We start from the raw sequence: 25,389 nt of genomic DNA on the forward strand, positions 1-25,389 counted from the left end.
TACAAATTAAAGATTTTATAGAAGAAATACTTTCTGATATTAAAAATAAAATGGTGATAAGTTAAATAATCTTTATTTAACTTATCACCATTTTTTATTTTAAAATTAATTCAACAGGACAATGATCTGACCCTAAAATTTCAGTATGTATTTTAGCATCTTCTAATCTATCTTTTAATTTTTCTGATACTACAAAATAGTCTATTCTCCATCCTGCATTATTTTTTCTTGCATTAAACCTATATGACCACCAAGAATATATATCCTTTAAATCAGGATAGAAATATCTAAATGTATCTATAAATCCTGCCTCTAATAGCGCCGTAAACTTTTCTCTTTCTTCATCAGTAAATCCTGCATTTTTTCTATTAGTTTTAGGATTCTTTAAATCTATTTCTTTATGTGCAACATTTAAATCTCCACAAACTATTACAGGCTTACTTTCTTCTAATGATTTTAAATAACATTTAAAGTCATCTTCCCACTTCATTCTATAATCTAATCTTGCAAGTTCATTTTGTGAATTAGGTGTATAAACTGTAATCATAAAGAAGTCCTCAAATTCTAATGTAATTACTCTTCCTTCTTTATCATGTTCTTCAATTCCTAATCCATATCTAACTGATAACGGCTCTTTCTTAGTGAATATAGCTGTACCACTATATCCTTTCTTTTCAGCATAATTCCAATATTGATGGTATCCCTCAAGTTCAAGATTTATTTGTCCTTCTTGTAGTTTACTTTCTTGTATACAAAAAATATCTGCATCAACTTCATTGAAAAAATCAACAAAACCTTTTTGTACACAAGCTCTTATTCCATTTACGTTCCATGATATTAGCTTCATTCTTATCCTCCAATAATTTTGTGAAGTAATAGAGAAGAAGTAAAAGTGAAAAAGTAATAAATACTTATAAAAAGTAAAGGTTAAAAGTGAAGAGGTAGAAATTATGTTCTTATTAAAACCTCTACCTTTTCTCTTATATTTCTTATATCTTTTCTAGTATATTCCCTCTTCTCTCTTAATTCTTAACTATATAAAGGGTATTTAGCACAAAGTGTTTTTACTCTTTCTCTTAGTACATTTAAATCACTATTTCTATTTTCTATAGCATCATTTATTATTGTTGCTATTTCCTTCATAGCTTCTGTATCAAAACCTCTTGTAGTAACTGCAGCCGTTCCTATTCTTACACCTGATGTAACAAAAGGACTTCTTGTTTCATTTGGAACTGTGTTTTTATTAACAGTAATTCCAATAGAATCTAAAAGATTTTCTGCTTCTTTACCTGTGATATCCTTATTAGTTAAATCTACAAGTATTAAATGATTATCTGTCCCATTAGAAACTAATTTAAATCCATACTTAACCAACTCTTCTCCTAAAACTTTACAATTTAAAACTACATTTTTCATATATGTTTTAAAGTTAGGATCTAATGCTTCTTTGAAGCATACAGCTTTAGCCGCAATTACATGCATAAGAGGTCCACCTTGCATTCCAGGGAATATGTTTTTATCTAATGCTTTAGCATATTTTTCTTTACAAAGAATTAATCCCCCTCTTGGTCCTCTTAGAGTTTTATGTGTTGTAGAAGTTACAAAATCAGCATATGGTACTGGTGAAGGATGCTCACCTGCAGCTACTAATCCAGCTATATGTGCCATATCAACCATGAAATAAGCTCCAACTTCATCACAAATTTCTTTAAACTTTTTAAAATCTATAATTCTTGAATATGCACTAGCTCCTGCAACAATTAATTTAGGTTTATGCTGTAATGCAATCTCCCTTACTTTTTCATAATTAATTGTTTCAGTTTCACTATCAACGCCATATGAAACAAAATTGAATAATTTCCCAGAGAAATTTACTGGTGACCCATGCGTTAAGTGACCACCATGACTTAAGTCCATCCCAAGCACTGTATCTCCTGGCTCTAATATAGTAAAGTACACAGCCATATTTGCCTGTGATCCTGAATGTGGTTGTACATTAACATGTTCAGCTCCAAAAAGCTCCTTAGCCCTATTTCTAGCTATTTCTTCAACCTCATCAACTATTTCACAACCCCCATAATAACGCTTGCTTGGATATCCTTCTGCATACTTATTAGTTAAATGAGATCCCATAGCTTCCATTACAGCCTCTGATGCAAAATTCTCAGATGCAATAAGCTCTATCCCTTCTCTTTGTCTTTTTAATTCTTTTTCCATTAAGTTACAAATTTCTTTGTCCTCAATATTTAAATTTTTAAAATTCATTTAATCACCCCAATTATCTTTTTATAAAATTATAAATATAAATTGTAATTAATTCAACTACTTTTTAATATAAATATACATTTTTCTTATATGTTATGTTATAATACATAAAAAATTAAAAAAAAATAGGAGTTTTGTATTATGAATGAAATACTTCAAGTTGCAATGATTGCCGGGCAGATGATTTTGGAAAATGGTGGCGAAACTTATAGAGTAGAAGAAACGATCTGGCGTATTTGCAAAATATACGGTGCTGAAGAAGCTGAAAGTTTTGCAACACCAACAGGAATTATGGCTTCAATTTGTCATGAAGGTAAAATATACTCCTTGACACGCCGTGTTTCTAATAGAACTGTTAATTTAGATAAAATTGATAAAGTAAATGATTTATCTAGAAGTATATTATCAAAAAAACTGTCTGTTACTGATTTTAAAAAAGAATTAATTAAAATAAATAAGGAAGATATCTATCCCCTTCCTGTTATTATAATATTTTCAGCCTTAGGTGCTGGTTCATTCTCCGTTCTCTTTGGCGGAACCCTTAAGGATGTTTTTGCAGCATTTTTAATAGGTTTAATAATTAAATATATTACTGTAAAATGGTCTGAAATAGGTATAAACTTATTCTTTGTAAATAGCATATGTAGTGGAATTGCAGCTCTTTTAGCAATAATTCTTTATAAACTAGGCATTGCAAGTCAAGTTAATCAAACTATTATCGGAGCTATAATGCTATTAGTTCCAGGACTCGCTATAACAAATGCCATTAGAGATACTATATCTGGAGATTTACTTTCAGGTATAATTAGGGCTGCTGAAGCATTTTTAGTTGCAATATCTATAGCTGTGGGTACTGGTGCAGTCTTAAGCTTCTGGATATCAAACTTTGGAGGTATTTAAAATGATTATTTTCGTTACACTTGTATCTTTTTTTGCTACATTTGGATTTTGTATTGCATTTAATATACGTGGTAAAAAAATATTTTTTGCCGCACTTGGTGGTGCTATAAGTTGGTTTTTTTACTCATTACCTTTACAAATGGGATTATCTGAAATATCTTCATTACTTATTTCATCTATAGTTTTTAGCATATATAGTGAAGTTTTAGCTAGGATTTTTAAAACACCAGTTACAACATTCGTAGTTTGTGCATTAATTCCATTAGTACCTGGTAGTGGTATGTATTATACTATGAGAGAAGCAATTTCAGGAAATATATCTAAATCATTAGAATTAGGATTAAATACACTGGCAAGTGCTGGAACTTTAGCATTAGGAGTGTTATTTGTTTCTACACTAACAAGATTAATTCTTAGTGCTAAACGAAAAAAAGAAATGAAAAAATATGCTCAAAATTAACTTTACATAAAAAATAATCTCAACAAATTATGTTGAGATTATTTTTATTTTATTAAATACTATTATTTTTTACCTTTTAGCTTCTTGTAAGCTTTTGCATTTTGAATTAAATCTTTCAAATCCTCTGCCATTTCCACTAACATGCTATTCTTAATCTTAGCTTTATGCATTTTTCTACTCATTTTTTTCATCATTTTGTTTTTCATAGTGACTCCTCCTTAGTAAAAATATATAGAGTACTTACATTATTATTTTAATCAAAATGATCTTTTTTATCCTGTCAAATATTCTTTAAAAATATTCCATAATATTCAAAAAAAGAAGCTAGCTTTTGCTAACTTCTTTTTTGAATATTATTATTCTTTATCTTCAATCTTAACAACTAATCCTAATTCATCAATTTGTTTTTGATCTACAACATTTGGCGCTTCACTTAAATAACAGTAAGCATTTTGATTTTTAGGGAATGCAATAACATCCTTGATATTTTCAGTTCCAGCTAAGAACATTACCATTCTGTCTAGACCAAATGCTAATCCTCCATGTGGTGGTGGTCCAAATTTAAATGCATCTATTAAGAATCCAAATCTTTCTTGTGCTGACTCTTCAGTAAAACCTAATGCTTTAAACATTCTTGTTTGAAGTGCAGAATCATGTATTCTTATAGATCCTCCACCTAATTCTTCACCATTTAATACTAAGTCATAAGCCTTAGATCTAACTGCTCCAGGATTGCTTTCAAGCATATCTAAATCTTCATCCATTGGTGATGTAAATGGATGGTGAGCTGCATGATACCTATCTTCTTCTTCATTATATTCAAATAATGGGAATTCAGTAATCCACGTAAAGTTAAACTCATTTTTATCTTTAATTAAATCAAATTGCTTAGCAAGCTCTAATCTTAATGCACCTAAGCTTTGGAATACTACTGAATTCTTATCTGCAACTATAAGTATTGCATCTCCAGTTTCAGCTCCCATAGTCTTAATTATGTTGTCTGTAACATCATCAGTTAAGAACTTAGCAATTGAAGACTTAACACCATCTTCTTTAATTTGAATCCAAGCAAGACCTTTTGCTTTGTATCCTTTAACAAAATCAACTAATTTATCAAGTGGTTTTCTACCTAAATCAGCTCCACCTTTTAAACATAATGCTCTTACGCTTCCACCAATTTCTAATGCAGATTTAAACACTACAAAATCCATATCCTTAACACATTCTGTAATATCAGTAATTTCCATACCAAATCTTAAATCTGGTTTGTCAGAACCGTATTTTTCCATAGCTTCTTTAAATGGCATTCTCTTAATTGGAAGCTTTACTTCATGCCCTAAAACTTCTTTAAATACATGAGCAATTAACCCTTCGTTTAAAGCCATAATATCATCTTGCTCTACAAAACTCATTTCTAAGTCTATTTGAGTAAATTCTGGTTGTCTATTAGCTCTTAAATCTTCATCTCTGAAACATTTAGCAACTTGATAGTATTTATCAAATCCTGATACCATTAATAATTGCTTAAATATTTGTGGTGATTGTGGAAGCGCATAGAACATTCCAGGATAGTTTCTTGATGGAACTAAGTAGTCTCTAGCACCTTCTGGAGTACTCTTATTTAATATAGGAGTTTCTATTTCTAAGAACCCATTATTATCAAGGTAATCTCTAACAGCCTTTGTAGCTCTATTTCTTATCATAAAGATTTTTTGCATATCTGGTCTTCTAAGATCTAAATATCTATATTTTAATCTTATATTTTCAGCTGCATCTAATCCTTCTTTAATGTATATTGGTGGAGTTTCTGACTCTGATAAAACTTTTATGCTTTCACATTTTAATTCTACCATACCAGTTTCCATTGACTTATTTGGAGCTTCTCTTAAAACAACTTCTCCAGTTACAGCAATACAGTATTCCGGTCTTACAGCTTTAGCTTTTTCAAAGCTTTCTGCATTAATCTCTTCACCAAAAACTATTTGCATAATTCCTGTTCTATCTCTAAGATCTATAAATTGAAGACCTCCAAGTTTTCTATTTCTTTGAACCCATCCCATAAGAGTTATTTTTTCTCCTACATTTGCTTCTCTAGGTTCACCACACATCATGGTTCTTTTTAATCCATTTAAAGCCTCACCCATTGGTAAACTTCCTCCTAACTATTTAATAGCATTAGCTATTTCTTGTATATTATCTAAACTTACTTCAAATACTTCTCCATCGCTCATTCTCTTAAGCTTTATTGATTTATTTTGAAGTTCGTCATCACCTAAAATTGTTGTAAATTCTGCACCAATCTTATTGGCATATTTCATTTCAGCTTTTACGCTTCTTCCCATATGATTAACTTCTGTTTTAATTCCAGCTTCTCTTAATTTATTAGCTAAAGTAAATGCTTCAAATTTAGCATCATCTCCCCTAGCTCCAATATATAAATCAAAAAGATTTTCATTTGGAATTTCTATTCCTTCTTTTTCTAATATCATGATAAGTCTTTCAATTCCCATACCAAATCCAACTGCTGGCATTTCAGGTCCACCTAATTGTTCTATAAGCTTATCATATCTTCCTCCACCACAAACAGTAAATTCATCATTTAAGATTTCAAATATTGTTTTAGTGTAATAATCTAATCCTCTCACTATTCCTGGATCTACTGTGAATGGAATATTTAAAGCAGTTAAATACTTTTTAACAGCATCAAAATGAGTATCGCACTCTTCACACATATAATCAAGTATTATAGGCGCATTTTTAGTAATTTCATTACATTTTCTTTCTTTACAATCTAAAATTCTCATAGGATTTTTTTCAAATCTTGATTGACATAACGGACATAAATTATCATAATTTTCTTTTAGGTAATTTTTTAAAGCTTCATTATAATTGGGTCTGCAACTTGGACATCCTAAATTATTTATATTTAAACTTAAGCTTTGCAGTCCTAAAGTTTTTAAAACTTGCATTGCTAAAGCAATAACTTCTGCATCCATAGAAGGTTCTTTTGAACCATATACTTCTGTTCCAAACTGATGGAATTGTCTAAATCTACCTTTTTGCACATTTTCATATCTAAAACACGGAGTTATGTAATAAAGCTTAGTTGGTTGTGCTTCATTAAATAATCTACTTTCAATAAAAGCTCTTCCAGCTCCTGCTGTTCCTTCTGGCTTTAATGTAATACTTCTATTACCTTTGTCATTGAAAGTATACATTTCTTTTTGAACTATATCAGTTGTATCACCAACACCTCTTGCAAATAATTCAGTATGTTCAAACATAGGAGTCCTAATTTCTCTCATCCCATAATATTTTGCAACATCTCTAAATGTTTGTTCAACAAAATGCCATTTATAAGCATCTTGTGGTAGCATATCCTTCGTTCCCTTTGGAGCTTGCATTTCCATTTAATTATTCCTCCTCTTTTAAGTAAAGGGTGTCTAATAGTTTTTTCTTTCCCTCTACCATTTCTTCTATTCTACTACAGTATTCTCTAATATCCTTTATATTTGCAAATCTTTCTATTCTTCCTTCATCTAAGAAAACAACTTTAGAAACAGCATCTGCACCTAAAGCAATAATAGTTTGCTTATCTTCTATCATTTGAATATTATAAATACATTCTGCACCTTTTCTAGAATAACCTAAGTTCTCCATATTTCCAACCATATTTTTTTGACGATACATATAATATGGATGTAATCCTAACTCTTTAGCTAAATTTCTGCTTTCTTCATACATCTCTGCTAATTCACTTTGTTTCTTCACTTGAATACCCTTTTTAAGAATAAAATTCTCATAAAGAATTGATGCTCTTTTTAAAGATAATCCATGAACAGTTAAGCTATCTGGATGTAACTTTAATATTTCTTCCTTTGTATGAAGAACTTCTTTTATTCCTTCACCAGGAAGACCTATAATCATATCCATATTAATATCATTAAAGCCCATACTTCTTGCTAAATTAAATTTCTCTATTACATCAAAAGAATTATGGCCTCTTCCTATCATTTTTAAAGTATTATCATTCATACTTTGAGGATTTATACTAATTCTTGTTACATCAAATTTCTTCATTGTTTCAAGTTTTTCTTTAGTTATACTATCAGGCCTTCCACATTCTACCGTAAACTCCTTTAAGTCTTTCCCTTTAACAAATGCATCATAAGCTTCTTGCATAACAATTTCAAACTCTTCATTACTAACAGCTGTAGGTGTTCCTCCACCAAAGTATACAGTTTCAATATTTAAATTTCTTTCATTAACATACCTTTTCATTTCTCTAATTTCATATATTAATGCTTCTAAATATGGACTAACTAATTTTTTATTTCCCATTATTGGATTAGCTGCAAAGGAACAATAAAAACATCTTGTAGGGCAAAATGCCATTCCAATGTAAATAGCTATATTTTTAGAAGTATTATTTACAAAGCTTACTTCTGTTTTAGCAATCTCTATACAAAGTTTTGCTTTTTCTGCAGATGCTAAATGCTTTTTATCAAATATTTCTATAATTTCTTCTTCAGTTTTTCCTTCTTGTAAATATTTAAGTGCAATTTTAGATGGTCTAATACCAACTAAAATTCCCCATGGATATTCTTCTTTTGTAATATCTTTTAATGAAGAAAATACTAATCTTTTAATGTCTTCTTTAATATTTTCAGATATTTTAGCTTCTTTATAATAAGTATTATTAATAAACTCTACTTTATTATCTAAAATATTAACAATATAATCTCCATCATCTAAAAATTTAATTTCATCTAATGGAAAATAAATATTAAACATTTGATATACGTCATATCTGTATTTCATGTCATTTAATTTAATTTTTATTTCCATGACTTCTCCTTTTATTAGAAAATCTCAAACTCATCTTGTAAGAATGGATTTCTTAGTTTTTCATATCCAATAGTAGATGATTCCATATGTCCAGGATATATTTTTATATCCTTATCTAAAATCATCAATTTTGTTTTTATTGATTGTATTAATTCATTGAAATCTCCACCTATAAAGTCACTTCTACCTACTGACCCCTTAAATAAAGTATCTCCAGTAAACATAGCATCTTTATAAAGATAGCACATTCCACCTTTTGTATGACCTGGTGTATGAATACATTTTATTTCACCATCAGCAAATGGTAAAGTATCTCCCTCTTTTACAAGATTATATTCTTTTGGTAAATTTCCAAAAACTGTTCTATCAGTTTTCATAAAATGAACTTCATTTTCATTCATATATATAGGTGCTTTAAATTTATCTACAACTTCATTCAAAGCTTCTACATGATCAAAATGACCATGCGTTAGTAAAATATATTTAATATTACATCCTAACTCTTCTATATTTTTAATTAATAAGCCTGCATTTCCTCCTGGATCTACGATACAAGCGTCTTTTGATTTTTCATCTATTAAAACATAAATATTTTCTTCATAAATTCCTATAGGATATGTTTTTATAATCATATTTTCACCTCGCAAATTTATCTCATAACTATCTAAAAATCTTTGCTACTATCTAGTAAAATAGTTACTGGACCATCATTTTTAATATCAACCTTCATGTCAGCTCCGAAAATACCAGTTTCAACTTTTAATCCAGTTTCTTTCATCATTTCAACAAACTTATCATAAAAACTTTTAGCTTCTTCTCCACCTAAAGCATTCATAAAGTTAGGCCTTCTACCTTTTCTTGCATCACCATATAGTGTAAATTGTGATATTAATAATAATTCCCCTTGAATATCTAACAAAGATAAATTCATTTTATCATTTTCATCACTAAAGATTCTAAGGTTAATTATCTTATCTTTAATATATTTCATATCTTCTTCAGTATCTTCTTTTGAAATACCTAAAAGAACATTAAACCCTTTGTTAATTTCACCTACAATAGCACCATCAACTTCAACGCTAGAATAAGTTACTCTTTGTACTACTGCCCTCATTTTATATCCATCCTTTAATACAAACTTCAACTTTAAACTTAGAAGTTATAATTTAGTTATTCATTCTATAAACATCCATAACGCCATTTAATTTTCTTACTTTTCTCATTAATTCCTTTAATTGCTCTATGGTATCTATTTTAACCTTTATATTAATATATGCTAAATTACTTTTAGCACTTTTGGCATTTAATGCATTAAGAGCTAACTTACTTTCCATTATAACATTCATTATATCAGAAAGCACTCCGGATCTATCTTCTGCTTTAACTTGAATCTCTGCCATATAAGCAACGCCTTTAGCAGTTCCCCATGCCACATCCACAACCTTTTGCGGATCTTCTTCAATTAAAGTTTGTAAATTACTACAATCTTTTCTATGAATAGATACTCCACGTCCCTTTGTTATATATCCTAAAATATCATCTCCTGGCACTGGATTACAACATTTAGCAAATCTGACCATTAAATTATCTTCACCTTTAACTGTAACACCATAATTATTTTCTTTTTTTCGTTTTCCAGTTTTAGATATATTTTCTTCAATAGCCTTATTTAAAGTTTCTTCTTTAACCTTTTCATCTTTATATAGATTTTCTTCTTTTAATTTAGAAATAAATGAAGATGCTACAATAGATCCAAATCCAATTAAAGCATATAAATCATCCATACAATTTATATTATATCTTTTTATAACTTTATCATAACCTTCACCCTTGGCAATATCAGCATAGTGAACCCCTTGTTTTTTTAATTCTCTTTCAAAAACTTCTTTTCCCTTTGTAATATTTTCTTCTTTTTTAGCTTTTTTAAACCAAGCTCTTATTTTACTTTTTGCTTGATTACTTTTAGCGATGCTAAGCCAATCCATATTAGGACCTTTTGAATTATTAGATGTTAATATTTCAACTATTTGCCCAGTTTTAAGTTGATAGTCAAGTGGAACTATCTTACCGTTGACCTTAGCACCAACACATTTATTCCCAATATCTGTATGTATTCTGTAAGCAAAATCTATAGGGGTTGCACCATTTGGTAAATCTATAACTACCCCCTTTGGAGTGAACAAGAAAATTTCATCTGTAAACAGATTAATTTTAAAGCCTTCCATGAACTCTTCTGCATCAGAAGTTTCCTTTTGCCATTCAAGCATATCTCTAAGCCATACTAATTTATTTTCAAATGACTTTTCTTTATTATCAGAAGTATCTCCTTCTTTATATTTCCAATGTGCAGCTATACCATATTCTGCAGTTTTATGCATCTCAAAAGTTCTTATTTGAATTTCAAATGTCTTTCCTTGTGGACCTATAACTGTTGTATGTAAAGATTGATACATATTAGGTTTTGGCATTGCGATATAATCTTTAAATCTTCCTGGTATAGGCTTATATATAGTGTGTACTATCCCTAATACTTCATAACAATCTTTTACTGAATTCACAAGTATTCTTATAGCAGTTAAGTCAAATATTTGTTCTATACTCTTATTTTTAGTAACCATTTTTCTATAAATGCTATAAAAATGCTTAGGACGACCATCTATATCTGAATCAATTCCAGCCTCTTCAAGTTTTCCATATAAATCTTCAATTATTTTTGCAATGTAAGTTTCTCTTTCAACTCTCTTTTCTGCTATTTGATTTACTAAATCATAATATTCTTCTTCATGTAAATATCTAAAGCATAAGTCTTCAAGCTCCCATTTTACCTTCGAAATCCCTAATCTATGTGCAAGTGGTGCATATATGTCTAAGGTTTCTTTCGAAATTCTTTTTTGTTTTTCTTTTGGCATATATTTTAGGGTTCTCATATTATGTAGTCTATCAGCTAATTTAATTATAATTACTCTTATATCATTTGCCATAGCTAATAACATTTTTCTAAAATTATCTGCTTGTTGTTCTTCCTTGGACTTATACTCCATTTTAGTAATTTTAGTAACTCCGCTAACTAGATTAGCTATTTCTTCATTGAAAATATTTTTAATATCTTCATATGTATAGTCAGTATCTTCTATAACATCATGGAGTAATCCTGCAACTATGGTACTTGTATCCATACCTAATTCAGCCAAAATTATAGCTACATCAATAGGATGAATTATATAAGGTTCTCCAGATTCTCTTTTTTGTTCCTTATGAGCTTCAAACGCTAGGTTAAATGCTTTATTGACAACATCTAGGTCAACATTTGTGCAATTTTCCTTTATTTTTTGTATCAATACCTCAACCATTCAGATCCTCCCTTTAAATTTTCAAATATTATACTTTTTTTATAATCTAAGTTAAAATCAATGGCTGGTTAAATCAACCAGCCACCTTACACTAATTATATATTAAAATTTTAGGCATTTCAATAAATTAAATATCGTATTGAACAAGTGACATTACTTCGTATCCCTTTAATTTATCTCTTCCGTTTAATTCGGTTAATTCAATTGCAAAATCTAAAGCAACAACTTCACCACCTGCAGCTTCTACAAGTCTAGTTACAGCCTCAATAGTTCCTCCTGTAGCAAGTAAATCATCAACTATAGCTACTCTTTGCCCCTTCTTAATTGCATCCTTATGAATTTCTAATACATCTGTACCGTACTCTAAATCATAACTAACTGATACTGTTTCAAAAGGTAATTTTCCTTTTTTTCTAACTGGTACAAATCCAACTCCTAAAGCATATGCAACAGGTACTCCAAATATAAATCCTCTTGCTTCAGGTCCTAATATAATATCTACATTTTTATCTTTAAGATGTTCAGCAATTGCATCTATTGAGTACTTAAAAGCTTCTCCATCTGCTACTAAAGTAGTTATATCCTTAAAACTAATTCCCTTTTTCGGAAAATCTTCCACTATTCTTATGCTTTTTTTTAGATCCATAACAAATCCTCCATATCAACTTATTCTTGTATTTATTATAGTCAAATACCTATGTAATTATATTATACATTTTCTTTAGACTTATTTAAATACTTTGTTATTTGTTCTGCTCTTTCTTTTCTATTAGTTATTAACAGTTCAATTATAATTCTAGCATTATCTGTCATAGTTACAACATTAATAGTTGGAGTAATAACATCTATGATTTTATCAACACTATCATCATTTATATTAATCATTCTATAAGCATCCATAATAGATCTTAAGCCATGATTGTTTGTATTAATTAAAAACCTCATACCCTCTTTTATAATAACACTATTCTCACCCTTTTTAGGTGATTTAGTCCATTTTTCACCTATTAATATTAAGTCCAAATACTTATTTATACTTTTAACATTATAGTAAATTGCAATTGCTTGCATTAACTTAAATGTTAATCCACTTATTGATAAGTTTTTATATCTATATTGACATCCCTTTTGATTAGGATTTATGTATATGTACTCATAATCATAATTTACGTCTCTATTTTCTATAACTATCAAATCTATCCCAAGACTTTTACAAAGCTTTTCTTCTTCTTTTGATTTTAAATCTATTCCTAAAGCTATAAGTATCTCCCCGCCTAAAAAATGAACATTGTTTATTATATCCTTAGATGAAATTTTAGATTTATTTGAAGAATCATCATGGACTACGTATTCAATATCTGCATTTAAGTATTTCAAAACCAGTATAAGGGATGAAATAGCACATAATCCATCTACATTTGGTATCCCATAAACAACAATCTTTTTTCTATTATTAATTGCTGATACCATACGTTCTATTGCTTTATTCATATCTTTAAGTATAAAGGGATTATATCCAGTTATGTAATTAGGACTATATATACTTTCCCAAAACTTACGCATGACAAACTCCTCCACAATAATAAGAAAACATATATATTATAATAGATAAATTGATATAATACAAATGTTTTCTTCAATTACTTGCAAATTATTCTGTAAAACTTTTATTTTCATATAATTGTCCACTTTTTTTATCATTTTTTGTATATTATTCATAAAAAAAGAAGCAGTAATCCCTTACTGCTCCTCTGAACTCTCTAAATATTAAGCTGTTTTTACTTTTTTGCCTTTTGTATTTCTTTTCTTTAATAACACCCAAATAGGAGATGCTATAAATATTGATGAATAAGCACCAGCAGCAATACCTATTAATAATGGGAAAGAGAACTCTCTTACTGTTGGTACAAATACATTAACTGCTCCAATAATTATTAAAGTAGTTAATGAAGTATTTATAGATCTAGCTAAAGTCTTATTTATACTTACATTAGCTATTTCAGTTGGAGTACTTCTTCTCATACTATGGCTATTTTCTCTTATTCTATCGAATACAACTATAGTATCATTTATTGAATACCCTACAATTGTTAACATCGCAGCTATAAATGAACTATTTACAGGAATATTGAATATTGCATAAACTGCTAAAGTTATTAAAACATCATGTAATAATGCTGTTAATGCAGCTACACCAAAATTAAATTCAAATCTAATTGCTATATAAATAAGCATTGCTACACAAGCAACTAAAACAGCAATCACTGCATTTCTTGTTAATTCCTTACCTACTGATGGTCCTATTTGACTTTGAGAAATTAAAGCTGAATCCTCTAATGAATACTTTTCTTTCAATGCATCAAATAATTCTGCAGTCTTAGTTTCATCTAAGTCTTTTGACTTAATTTCATACTGAGTGCTTTCAACAGTTTTTGTTACTGAATCTGCTGCATATTCTTTTACTATTCCATCAACTTCTACTTTATCAAAACTCTTACCAAAATCGACAACTATTTTAGTACCACCTTTAAAGTCTATACCAAAATTTAATCCTCTAGTTGCCATTAAAACTATACCAATTAATATGATAGCTAGGGATATTGAGAACCAAATTTTTGACTTTTCTATTATTTTAAACATCTCATTACCCCCTCTTCACTCTAAACTGCCAATTTGACTTTAACATTCCCATATTAACAGCCCACTTCATTAATGTCTTTGTTACAACTACTGCTGTGAACATACTTACTACTATACCTATCATTAATGTAACCGCAAATCCTTTAACGCTACCTGTACCCATGAAATAAAGTACAAGTGCGGCAATTACAGTTGTTACATTTGAGTCAACTATTGAAGATAAAGCATTACTAAATCCTTTATCAACAGCTGCCTTTACAGACATTCCATTTTTCAACTCTTCTCTTATTCTTTCAAATATAAGTACATTAGCATCAACCGCCATACCTACCGTTAAAAGGAATGCCGCAATTCCCGGAAGCGTTAATGCTACATTTGCTTCAACGAATACTAATAATACTAAACATACATATAAAGTTAATGCTATACTTGCAATAATTCCTGGTACTCTATAGTAAAGAATCATAAATACAAATATAATAGCAATACCTATAAGTCCTGCTTTAACTGCATTTGGAAGTGCTTCAGCACCTAATTGTGCTCCAACATTTTCTATTTGTATAGCTTTAACGGTTACAGGCAATGCCCCTGCATTAATTAGACCTGCTAAATTTTTAGCTTCATCTAAGCTACCGCTTCCTTCTATAATAGCATTACCATCAGTTATAACAGCATTTACTGTTGGACTTGATATTTCTTCTTCATCCATATAGATAGAAATTTTCTTATGAAGATTAGCTTCTGTAGCTTGAGCAAACTTTTTAGCACCTTCATCTGTTAATTTTAATGATACTACTGGTGAGTTGCTGTTGTTATCAATAACAACGCTAGCTTCAGCAACATCTGTACCATTTAAAACTTCATTTCCATCAGCATCTTTAAATGTTAAGTTACCAGTTTTTGACAAACTGTCAACTAAATCTTTTGAATCGTATTCACCTGGAATCTCAACTCTAATTCTTCTTTCTCCTTCAGCTGTTACTGAAGTTTCAGCAACACCTAACTTATTAACTCTCAAATCAATAAGTTGTCTTGTCTTTTCTAAATCCTCTTTTGTTACATTATCATCTTGTATCTCCATTAACACCGAAACTCCACCTTGCAGGTCAAGTCCCTTAGTAATAGCTTTATTGAATGATTTAAATTCCCATCCCGCTACTTCAACACCTCTACCACCAGCATAGGCAAATGCAACTATAACAACTAAGGTTAGAATAAATAATATAGCGCTTCTAACTTTTGTGCGTCCTTTTTTCATGATTTTCCCCCTTCTGTACTTTTTATATCACTTTAATTATATTATGTATACTTTCCAATATCAAGTAAGATTAATATTTTCTCCATTTTTTACATATATTTTTCACACATAACATCATAAATATTCATATAAATACATTTTTTTGAATATTATTCACTTACATTGTTACAATTAACAACGTCTTTATTATTTTTTTTACAAAATCAAAAGATGAAACTGTACGTTTTACAGTCCATCTTCTGTTTGTAAATTTTCATTATTTATTAAAATTCTTTAATAAATCTGCAAATGGATTATCATTAAATTCTTCTGCTTCCTTTTGCATTTTTTTCATTATTCTTTGAGTTTCTCTTTTATCAACTTTTCCCTTTTTATCAAACCTTTTTTCAAAGACAGATGCTTTTTCTCTAAAATTGCAATTAGAGCCAGTACAAATATATATTTTACCTTCTCCTTGACCTCTAACTTCTAATTTCTTTTTACATTCAGGACATCTTGCATTTGTAATTCTAGCAACATTTTCTCTATATCCACATTCTCTATCTTGGCATACATTCATAGTTCCGTTTTTACCTTTTACTTCTAAAAGATATTTTCCACAATTAGGGCATTTCTTTCCTGTTTTATTATCATGAACAAATTTACTCTTTGCTCCTTTTACATCTTCAACAAGAGCTACAGAGTAATTTTTCATCTCTTTAACAAAACTATTCCATTCTCTTTTACCCTTTGCAATTTCATCCAATTGACTTTCCCATTTAGCAGTTAATAATGGAGATTTTAATTCTTTAGGTACTAATTCTATAAGCTGTCTTCCCTTTGAAGTAGGAATTATATCCTTTCCTTTCTTTTCTATAACAAAGGAATTGAATAATTTTTCTATTATATCAGCTCTAGTTGCAACTGTTCCAAGACCTCCAGTTTCTCCTAAAGTCTTTGCTGCTTCTTTTCCTACATTAATATATTTATGTGGATTTTCCATTGCAGATAAAAGAGTACCTTCATTAAATCTTGCTGGTGGTTTTGTTTCTCCTTTATTTAAAGAAACACTTTCCACAGTAAATTTATCACCTTTTTTAACGTTTGGTAATACTTGTTCCTTAATATCATCTTCAGAAGAATCTTCATCTAACTTGTCATAAAGTTTTTTCCAACCCTTAGATGAAATAACTTTACCCTTAGCAATAAATCTCTCACCTTCTACTTTACCTTCTATTGTAGTTTGAACATATTCAAAAGGCGGTAATAAAACACTTAAAAATCTCTTAACAACTAAATCATAAATTTTTCTTTCTTCAGAACTTAAGTTAGAAAGATTAGGTTTTTCTTCTGTTGGAATAATTGCATGGTGATCACTAACCTTTGAATTATCTACAAATGACTTATTTCCATTTATTTTCCCCTTTAATAATCCATCTGCTGTAATTCTATACTCACCTATTGCAATAGCTTTAAGTCTATCTGGAATTGTAGCTACTATATCAGTAGTTATATATCTTGAGTCTGTTCTAGGATAAGTTAAAACCTTATGGTTTTCATAAAGCCTTTGCATGATATTTAATGTTTGCTTCGCTGAATATCCAAAAATCTTATTAGCATCTCTTTGAAGTTCTGTTAAATCATAAAGAGCCGGAGAAAACTTCTTTTTATTTACTGATTGAATATTAACTACTTCACCTTCTACACCTTTTACTTTAGCTATTATTTTATTAGAAAACTCTTCATCAAAAATTCTACTATTATTATCTTTATTAACCCATGATAAATTATACCCTTTTGTTTTTGCACTTATTGTATAATATGTCTTTGACTTAAAATTTTTAATTTCTTCTTCTCTTTGCACTATCATAGCAAGAGTAGGAGATTGAACTCTTCCTGCAGATAATTGAGCATTATATTTACAAGTTAAAGCTCTAGTAACATTAAGTCCAACTAGCCAATCAGCTTCCGCTCTACAAACTGCAGCTCTATAAAGATTTTCGTACTCTTTACCATCTTTTAAATTTCTAAATCCATCTAAAATTGCCTTATCTGTTTGAGATGAAATCCATAATCTCTTAAGCGGCTTTTTCACACCTGCTTTTTCTATAGTCCATCTCGCAACAAGCTCACCTTCTCTACCAGCATCTGTTGCTATAACTATTTCACTAATGTCATCTCTATTCATCAGCTTTTTAACTTCATTAAACTGTTTACCTGTCTTTTTTAAAACTACCAACTTCATATGCTTAGGTAACATCGGAAGTGTTTCCATTTTCCACTCTTTATATTTATTATCATAACCTTCTGGATCCATAAGACCTACTAAATGTCCCATTGCCCAAGTTACAACATATTTACTTCCTTCTATATATGAACCCTTGTTATTATTACATTTTAAAACCTTTGCTAAATCTCTTCCAACTGATGGCTTTTCTGCCAATACTAAAATTTTACTCATACTTTCTCCTTCTTCGTCTAGGAATTTTCTCCTTATTATATCATACTTTATATTAAACCACTAACAAAGTTTGGAGTAATGATTAGGAGCTATATCAAAATTGATATAGCTCCTAATTTTATAACGCTAATTTATATATTTCTAAAGCTTCTTTTTCTCTAATTTCAACAAAGCTTCCTACATGTTTTCTATCTGAGACAAGCTTTTTAGCCATCTCTTCAATTCTATCAGATGATAAATTTGCATCCTTAAATGATACTGGTAATTCCATATCTTTAAAGAATTCTTCTAGCTTTTTAATAGCTAGAAGTGCTGTTTCTTCAGGATTATTTAAATTAATATCTAAATTAAACACTCTATTTCCAAACTGTGCAAATCTATTTATATCATGTTTATAAACAAACTTCATCCAAGCTGGGAATATTATTGAAAGACCAGCTCCATGTGCAATATCATATATTCCACTTAATTCATGTTCAATATCATGACTTGCCCAATCCCCTCCTCTTCCAATATCTAGTGATCCATTATGTGCTACTGTTCCACATAACATTATTTCAGCTCTTGCATTATAATCGTCTGGATTTTTCATCAGCCTTAAACCGTTTTCTATAATAGATTTCATAGTTGCTTCACATAATCTATCTGTTAAATCAACATGTTTTTCATTTACAAAATATCTTTCCATAACATGTGCAATCATATCTGCTACTCCACATGAAGTTTGATATTTAGGTAATGTAAATGTAAGTTCTGGATTTAATATAGAAAAAACTGGTCTCATATCTTCATGACCTACAGCTCTTTTCATCCATCCATCTTCATTTGTAATAACAGAACCTGAACTTGTCTCACTTCCCGCTGCTGGTATAGTTAATACAGTTGCTAATTTTATAAGTTCATGGTTTATAGGTGTTCCTGTGAATAAATCCCATACATCTCCTTGGTAATTAACTCCTGCTGCAATAGCCTTTGCAGAATCGATTACACTACCTCCACCTACAGCTAATATAAAATCAATATTTTCTTTTCTGCAAACTTCTATACCTTTTCTAACTAAAGAAACTCTTGGATTAGGCTTTACCCCTGATAATTCAAAAATCTCTATATCTTCTTTATTTAAGGAATTAATTATTCTATCATAAAGACCGCTCTTTTTAATAGAACCTCCACCGTAATGTAATAATACTTTTTTTGAATATTTTTTAACTTCAGTTCCTATACTTTCTTCTGTATTTTTACCGAAGATTAATTTTGTTCCATTTTGATAATTAAAATTTAACATAATCACACCTCCAGACTATATTCTACCATATTTTTATTCATTCATATTATCTTATTTTACTAATATTAAAAGGATTATATCAAATAAATCTGATATAATCCTTTATGACTATTCCTTAACTATCTCATCATCTTTTTCAACCCTTTTTAAATTAGATATTTGATTTAAAATTTCATCTTTTATTTTCTTAACTTCCTTACTAACTTCTATATTATTGTCAACTTTACCTTCTGTAAGCTTTTCACTTAATAAAAGCATAAACATTGATTCAAATGCATTAACCCCTGAAGATGATTCCCCATTACCTGCATTTACTAAAGTCTTAGGAACTATATCTATCTTTCCTTCTTTAACTGCATTTGCAAAAGATGACATAACATCGCTTACCACCTTATATTGTGGACCACCATATGCATTAACTTGCTCCTTTGCAGCTACTGCTTTAGAAATACCAACTCTAGCTTCTTTTTCTGCTTCTGATTCTGCTGTAACCTTAATTCTAAAGGCTTCTGCTTCTGACTCCTTCTTAACTTTATAGGCATCAGCTTCTGAAAGCTTTTGAATCTTTTCCGCATCTTGCCTTGCTTTCATAAGTTCAGCCTTACCTTGGTTTTCTTGAATCCTTATATTAATATCAGATTCTGTTAGCGAAGTTTGTTGCTTAGCTATTGCTTCAGCTTCCCTTAATTCCTTTTCCTTTTCAGCAGCCTTTTGTTGAGTTTCATAAGTTTGAAGTTGCTCTCTTGCTATTTGTCTACTTCTTAATTGTGTTAAAATTATTTCAATCTCATTACCTTCCTTTGGACTTGCTGGTGTTCCTATTAGCACCTCTTCAAGTTCTAAATTATAATGACTAAACTTTTCTTGCATTTCATGTGAGCTTTGAGCTTGAATTTCATTTCTCTCTTGAATTAATTCTATAAGAGTCTTAGTTTGTCCAATATTTTTAAAATATGCTGATATCATAGGGTCAAGAGTTTGGTCAACTAGCATTTTTATATCTCCAAACCTTTGAATAACAAGTGGTGCTTTTTTGTAGTCTATATGAAAAACTACAGATAAAGGCAAATTAGGCTCAAAAGCATCTTTAGTAATTAAACTAACTTCCTTAAGGTTTTCATCATATTTATGATTACCAATTTGATTAGATATCCATTTTAATATTACATTAGTTGTAGGAACTTTAATTATATTACCTGCATAAGTATTAAATGCATATTTACCTGGCATTAAGGCTTCGTTCCAAACACCCCTATACCCTTTTTTAACAAGTTCACCATGCTTATAGTCTACCCCTGAAAAGTCTTCTCCCTTAGATCCTGTATAAGATACAACAACCCCAACAAATCCAACCGGAATAATAACCTTAGGAATATATTCAATAGTTGCAAATAATCTATTTATAAAATACGTACCATCAGCTAATACTTGATATTGCCTTCCTCTATATCCTCCAGCTCTTAAAAAAGCATCAATATCTTGAAAGTTATTATGATAATTAATATCAGAAGAATCATCACCAACTGTAGGACAGATAATATTTTCTCCCCCTAAAGATGGTCCATCATGAACAGTAACTATTCCAACTAAATCCTCATTTCCTTGAATTATAACAGGTTCAAAACCTTTTCTTGCATGTATAAGATTTGCCATTGCTTTTAAGGTCTCTTGTTCTGCTTTTGTTCCTGTTTTTAAACAGTAAGTCACAGTATCAGTAATAATTACAAATTGAGCTAAATTAAATGCATATGTTCCTTCCCTTATGATTCCTCTTTGAGGTCCCTTTTGTCCCCCATTATTTAAAAACGCTCTTACATCTTGAAAGTTGTTACCCTCTTTAACAACTCTACCTAATGTTTGTGTAGGGTTTAGAGGCATACCATCTCTTGCAAAAACATAAGCAATTTTACCTTGAGGTATAGTTACTAATGGAACAACATGAACCTTATAAATTAGAGGGCTTCTAAAATGAATTCCTCCTCTTAATAACTCTGGCTGATAACCAGCCTCCCCATTTAACGCAATAATTTGTTCATTTAATGATCCTTTTCTACTCCACCACTTTTCAACTATTCCAACTTTATCATTATCTATAATTTTGAATCCTAAAATCCAAAGTATAAATAGTAAAGCAAAAATAACCCCAATTACAGTAAGCCCAATTCTAATATATTCACTCATACTTTCCTCCTTAAAACAGTAAGATTTACTACCAATATATTAAATTGAAATATACTATATTCTTAATTATTTTCATTTTATGTAAAACATTTTCATTGGAATTAATTCCTTATAATAGTATAATAATTTATAAAGTGTATTTAAGGAGGAAATTTATGAAGAAACTAAGGAATTTACTCTTGTTATTGCTAATAACAATTGTGATATTTTCAATTAGCTGCTCAAAAATAAATAAATATGAAGAAACATTTAATACATTTAAAGAAAAATGGATTAATAAGGATTTTGAAGCTATGTACTCTATGCTAAATCAGTCATCTAAAGAATATATAGATAAAGAAGCATTTACAAGCAGATATAAAACAATATATTCAGCAATAAACTTAACTGATTTAGAAATAACATCAAATGGTGATCCTATTAAAAATGAAGGATATTATACTATACCATTTACTTTTAAGGCTAAAACTGTAGCTGGAGAATTAAATCTAACAGATTTTAAGTTAAATATTTATAAAGTTGATAAGGATTATCTTATTGATTGGAATGAAAGTTTAATATTGCCAAATATGATTGAAGGGGATAAGCTTTATGTTAGAAACTTTAATCATACACGTGGAAAAATACTTGATAGAAATAATAACGTATTAGCTGAAGATGGAACAATGTCTGTAGTAGGAATATATCCATCTAAATTTGATAACGAAAATCGTGATGCTAAGATATCTGAACTTGCAAATACCTTAGATATAAGTGAAGAAACTATTACTAACAAACTAAATGCAAATAAAAATCCTGAACATTTTGTTCCTATAGTTAACATACTTTCAACTGATGAAAAGCTTTCTACCTTAACTAACAGGTCTGAAGAAGGTATCATTATTAATGAAAAAACATCTAGAGTTTACCATGGTGGAAATGCTTTTGGAAGATTAATTGGCTATGTAGGTTCAATAACTGCTGAAGAACTAGAAAAAAATACTGATAAAGGTTATACTCAAACTAGTTTAATTGGTAAGGCTGGTATTGAACAAGTTTATGAAGATACATTACGTGGTGAAAATGGTGCAGAAATTTATCTTTTAAGAGGTAATGACGAAATATCAATTTTGAAAAAGGATGTTTCAGATGGTAATGATGTTAAACTTACTATTGATTCAACTTTGCAAACTAATGCCTATGAACAATTAAACGGAGAAAAAGGTGCAGTTACTGCTGTTGATCCTAAAACCGGTGAAGTTTTAGCATTAGTTAGTGCTCCATCATATGATTCTAATATATTTACCACTTATGTAACTAAAACATTAAAATCTGAAAGAGAAGCAAGTAACAATGCTGATGAAATTAATAGATTTAGTAAAACTTATGCTCCTGGTTCAACTATGAAACTTATTACCGCTTCAATAGGACTTAATACAGGGTCTTTAAACGCTGATGATCCTGTTACAATTGATGGTTCAAGCTGGCAAAAAGATGCAAGTTGGGGAAACTATAATATTACTAGGGTTCAGAATACTACTACTCCAATGACACTTAGAGAAGCTGCTAAATACTCTGATAATATATATTTTGCTCAATTAGCATTAAAAATTGGTAGTGAAAATTTAATTAACGGAATTAAAAACTTTGGGATTGGAGAAGAAATGACTTTTGAATATCCTATGGCTAATTCTAGTATTTCTAACAACGGAAATCTAGATAAAGAAATTTTATTAGCAGATACAGGATATGGACAAGGTGAAATTATGGTTACCCCTTTAAATATGGCATTAGCATATAGTGCTTTAGCTAATGATGGTAACATTATGAATCCAAGATTAGTTTTATCCTCTGATAGTACTCCATCAATTTGGAAAGAATCTTCAATTAAATCAGAACATTTACCAACATTAATTGAAGATTTCTCTGCTATGGTAAATGATGCTGATGGTTCTGCTCATGGAGCTCAAATTGATGGCTATAATATAGCTGCTAAAACTGGAACTGCTGAAATTAAAGCATCTCAAGATGATACAACCGGAACTGAAAACGGATGGTTTGTAGCTGTTGATACTACATCTTCTAAGCTTGCTGTAGCAATGATTGTTGAAAATGTAAAGGATAGAGGCGGAAGTAGTATTCCTATTCCTAAGGTTAAAGCAATTATGGAAGAGTACTTAAAACGATAATAATAAAATATTAAATTATTGATATTCAAAGGGGGATAATCTTATATAAGTCATAAGATTATCCCCTTTTAAGTTTTATTTATTTTTAAATATTAGTCTATTTCCCAACCTAATTCTTTTAATGAGTTTATTGTACTTTCTAATACTTCACTGAATTTTATTTTAATTTTATCCTTAGTTTTAATATTTTTCTCATATATTTATCCTTTTATATTTATAAAATACCCTTAAGTAAAATTATATAATATTAGTTATACAAACTTAATAGATTATGCAACAATTTTATTTTCCATCTTAAATATTAATGTCCTAAATCAATAATCAAAGAATCACTAATACTATTGTCAATAATAAACTTAACTAAATTAATCCATCCATCACATTTATCCAAAATAATAGAATCACTTGAAACTACAAAATTACTTTTTTCAAGAATAACATCAGGATTAGTTACAATCTCAACATTTAAATCAATATCCCATTTATCAGCAGCTTCACAAATCGCAGTTTTTAATTTTCCTGAATTTGAAACTGGAGCATCAATATAAAAATTAACACCTTTAAGCTCAAGTTTACTAAAAATATCTCCTAACATATCTAATACTATATAAGTTTTATCAATTAATCTATACGTTCCCCTAAGTCCAGCCAAATCTCTTATAGCTCCATCCATACATTTTATTAGTAACCCCTTAGATAAAGCTACTTCAAGAGAAATTAGAAAATTAAATGCATCTATGTTTATAGTTTTTCCCTTTAAATTGTATACATTAATTTCCTTTGCTTTTCTTATTTCTAAATCTCTATTAGAACAACTAGCTCTTCTAAGCGCCATACGTTGTCTTACTGAAAATTGATGTCTTCCACCAACAAAATCAATAATATTACTAATAGGATAATTTCTATTAAGTAACCATACAACTTCTTCCTGTGAATATCGTAATTTTTCTATTTCTTCGTTTGAAAAAAATCTTTCATCCTTATCATCTTTTCCTCTTACTGTAATCTTTCTTACTTCTTCCATCTTATATTACCTTTCATAGTCATTCCTTATTATTGTAATATTTATAATTTATATTATTTTCCCCTATATATTTTTAATTAATAAACTTAAATCATGTATTTTTACCTACCAATATTGCCATACTATAATTAAGAAAGAGATTCCAAAAGATTCTTTTTCTAAAAAGATAAAATACTATCACATTGCTCTTATGATGATAGTATTTTATCTTTACTATTTATACAATAATTTTTCATTTCTCATTAAAATACATAAGTCATATTTTGTGGCTCAAAATATGATAATCCATGAACCTTAGCTATTTTCTGAATAAGTTCATTTAAATATTCTGCATCTTCTAACATACATCCAATGATTACAAATCCTTCTCCTTTACTAATTTCAATATTAAGTTTTTTAGATCTTAAATCATCATAAAACTCATCAATTAAATCTATATCCCCAACAAGGGAAGTATTTCCTTCACAAAGCATTTCATATAAGACCTGAGCGCCTACTGCACTACTTACACTATCACTATTCCATACTGCACAATACCATTCCATTACTCTTCTCCTTTACCTTCCTAAC

The 25,389-nt window shown here is 29.4% G+C and carries 21 protein-coding genes; 3 read left to right on the forward strand and 18 right to left on the reverse strand.

Going from position 1 to position 25,389, the window contains the following annotated elements:
* Nucleotides 1–94: 94 nt before the first annotated feature.
* Together xth and glyA are read right to left on the reverse strand one after the other, a co-directional pair.
* Nucleotides 95–847: an exodeoxyribonuclease III gene (gene xth, locus I4V51_RS14870; protein WP_195989221.1), complete on the reverse strand. Its 753-nt coding sequence runs from the start codon at nucleotides 845–847 to the stop codon at nucleotides 95–97.
* Nucleotides 848–1,029: 182 nt separating this feature from the next.
* Nucleotides 1,030–2,265: a serine hydroxymethyltransferase gene (glyA, locus tag I4V51_RS14875; RefSeq protein WP_195989222.1), complete on the reverse strand. Its 1,236-nt coding sequence runs from the start codon at nucleotides 2,263–2,265 to the stop codon at nucleotides 1,030–1,032.
* 141 nt (nucleotides 2,266–2,406) lie between these two features.
* Between glyA and I4V51_RS14880 the strand changes: the two genes are divergently transcribed.
* Complete coding sequence (locus tag I4V51_RS14880) at nucleotides 2,407–3,165, forward strand: threonine/serine exporter family protein (RefSeq protein WP_195989223.1); 759 nt, start codon at nucleotides 2,407–2,409, stop codon at nucleotides 3,163–3,165.
* Nucleotide 3,166: 1 nt separating this feature from the next.
* Nucleotides 3,167–3,625 carry a threonine/serine exporter family protein gene (locus I4V51_RS14885; RefSeq protein WP_195989224.1) on the forward strand — a complete coding sequence of 153 codons (459 nt, stop codon included), beginning with the start codon at nucleotides 3,167–3,169 and terminating at the stop codon, nucleotides 3,623–3,625.
* Between the two features lie 62 nt (nucleotides 3,626–3,687).
* On the opposite strand, the gene I4V51_RS14890 is transcribed toward I4V51_RS14885, so the two are convergent.
* The 14 genes from I4V51_RS14890 to I4V51_RS14955 form a co-directional block, all read right to left on the reverse strand.
* Nucleotides 3,688–3,831, reverse strand: coding sequence for a hypothetical protein (locus tag I4V51_RS14890; protein WP_195989255.1), 144 nt, complete (start codon nucleotides 3,829–3,831; stop codon nucleotides 3,688–3,690).
* A gap of 150 nt (nucleotides 3,832–3,981) precedes the next feature.
* The gene (gene aspS, locus I4V51_RS14895; RefSeq protein ID WP_195989225.1) at nucleotides 3,982–5,769 is read right to left on the reverse strand and encodes an aspartate--tRNA ligase; all 1,788 of its coding nucleotides are present in this window, start codon (nucleotides 5,767–5,769) and stop codon (nucleotides 3,982–3,984) included.
* An 18-nt stretch (nucleotides 5,770–5,787) separates the two neighbouring features.
* A complete protein-coding gene (gene hisS / locus I4V51_RS14900; protein ID WP_195989226.1) occupies nucleotides 5,788–7,035 on the reverse strand; it encodes a histidine--tRNA ligase in 1,248 nt (415 codons plus the stop codon).
* A 4-nt stretch (nucleotides 7,036–7,039) separates the two neighbouring features.
* Nucleotides 7,040–8,473 (reverse strand): coproporphyrinogen III oxidase, encoded by a 1,434-nt coding sequence (locus I4V51_RS14905; RefSeq protein ID WP_195989227.1) that lies wholly within the window; start codon nucleotides 8,471–8,473, stop codon nucleotides 7,040–7,042.
* 14 nt (nucleotides 8,474–8,487) lie between these two features.
* A complete protein-coding gene (locus I4V51_RS14910; RefSeq protein WP_195989228.1) occupies nucleotides 8,488–9,105 on the reverse strand; it encodes an MBL fold metallo-hydrolase in 618 nt (205 codons plus the stop codon).
* A 32-nt stretch (nucleotides 9,106–9,137) separates the two neighbouring features.
* On the reverse strand, nucleotides 9,138–9,587 hold the full coding sequence (gene dtd, locus I4V51_RS14915; RefSeq protein WP_195989229.1) for a D-aminoacyl-tRNA deacylase: 450 nt from the start codon (nucleotides 9,585–9,587) through the stop codon (nucleotides 9,138–9,140).
* A gap of 52 nt (nucleotides 9,588–9,639) precedes the next feature.
* On the reverse strand, nucleotides 9,640–11,823 hold the full coding sequence (locus I4V51_RS14920; protein ID WP_195989230.1) for a bifunctional (p)ppGpp synthetase/guanosine-3',5'-bis(diphosphate) 3'-pyrophosphohydrolase: 2,184 nt from the start codon (nucleotides 11,821–11,823) through the stop codon (nucleotides 9,640–9,642).
* Nucleotides 11,824–11,950: 127 nt separating this feature from the next.
* Complete coding sequence (locus I4V51_RS14925; protein ID WP_195989231.1) at nucleotides 11,951–12,469, reverse strand: adenine phosphoribosyltransferase; 519 nt, start codon at nucleotides 12,467–12,469, stop codon at nucleotides 11,951–11,953.
* A gap of 62 nt (nucleotides 12,470–12,531) precedes the next feature.
* Entirely contained in the window at nucleotides 12,532–13,386 is an 855-nt protein-coding gene (locus tag I4V51_RS14930) for a DHH family phosphoesterase (RefSeq protein WP_195989232.1), read from the reverse strand.
* Between the two features lie 204 nt (nucleotides 13,387–13,590).
* Nucleotides 13,591–14,463: a protein translocase subunit SecF gene (gene secF, locus I4V51_RS14935; protein WP_195989233.1), complete on the reverse strand. Its 873-nt coding sequence runs from the start codon at nucleotides 14,461–14,463 to the stop codon at nucleotides 13,591–13,593.
* Between the two features lie 4 nt (nucleotides 14,464–14,467).
* Nucleotides 14,468–15,721, reverse strand: a complete 1,254-nt coding sequence (gene secD, locus I4V51_RS14940; RefSeq protein WP_195989234.1) for a protein translocase subunit SecD — start codon at nucleotides 15,719–15,721, stop codon at nucleotides 14,468–14,470.
* Between the two features lie 256 nt (nucleotides 15,722–15,977).
* On the reverse strand, nucleotides 15,978–18,161 hold the full coding sequence (locus I4V51_RS14945; protein WP_195989235.1) for a DNA topoisomerase III: 2,184 nt from the start codon (nucleotides 18,159–18,161) through the stop codon (nucleotides 15,978–15,980).
* Nucleotides 18,162–18,279: 118 nt separating this feature from the next.
* On the reverse strand, nucleotides 18,280–19,446 hold the full coding sequence (locus I4V51_RS14950; RefSeq protein ID WP_195989236.1) for an iron-containing alcohol dehydrogenase: 1,167 nt from the start codon (nucleotides 19,444–19,446) through the stop codon (nucleotides 18,280–18,282).
* A 108-nt stretch (nucleotides 19,447–19,554) separates the two neighbouring features.
* Nucleotides 19,555–21,627 (reverse strand): SPFH domain-containing protein, encoded by a 2,073-nt coding sequence (locus I4V51_RS14955; RefSeq protein WP_195989237.1) that lies wholly within the window; start codon nucleotides 21,625–21,627, stop codon nucleotides 19,555–19,557.
* A gap of 155 nt (nucleotides 21,628–21,782) precedes the next feature.
* On the opposite strand from I4V51_RS14955, the gene I4V51_RS14960 reads away from it, so the two are divergent.
* The gene (locus tag I4V51_RS14960; RefSeq protein ID WP_195989238.1) at nucleotides 21,783–23,795 is read left to right on the forward strand and encodes a penicillin-binding transpeptidase domain-containing protein; all 2,013 of its coding nucleotides are present in this window, start codon (nucleotides 21,783–21,785) and stop codon (nucleotides 23,793–23,795) included.
* Nucleotides 23,796–24,096: 301 nt separating this feature from the next.
* Here the strand turns inward: I4V51_RS14960 and I4V51_RS14965 are convergent, their stop codons facing one another.
* Complete coding sequence (locus tag I4V51_RS14965; RefSeq protein ID WP_195989239.1) at nucleotides 24,097–24,819, reverse strand: DUF434 domain-containing protein; 723 nt, start codon at nucleotides 24,817–24,819, stop codon at nucleotides 24,097–24,099.
* A 242-nt stretch (nucleotides 24,820–25,061) separates the two neighbouring features.
* Complete coding sequence (locus I4V51_RS14970; protein WP_195989240.1) at nucleotides 25,062–25,364, reverse strand: hypothetical protein; 303 nt, start codon at nucleotides 25,362–25,364, stop codon at nucleotides 25,062–25,064.
* Between the last annotated feature and the right edge of the window lie 25 nt (nucleotides 25,365–25,389).

It is taken from the genome of Clostridium sp. D53t1_180928_C8, from assembly GCF_015667795.1.
GTDB lineage: Bacteria > Bacillota > Clostridia > Clostridiales > Clostridiaceae > Clostridium.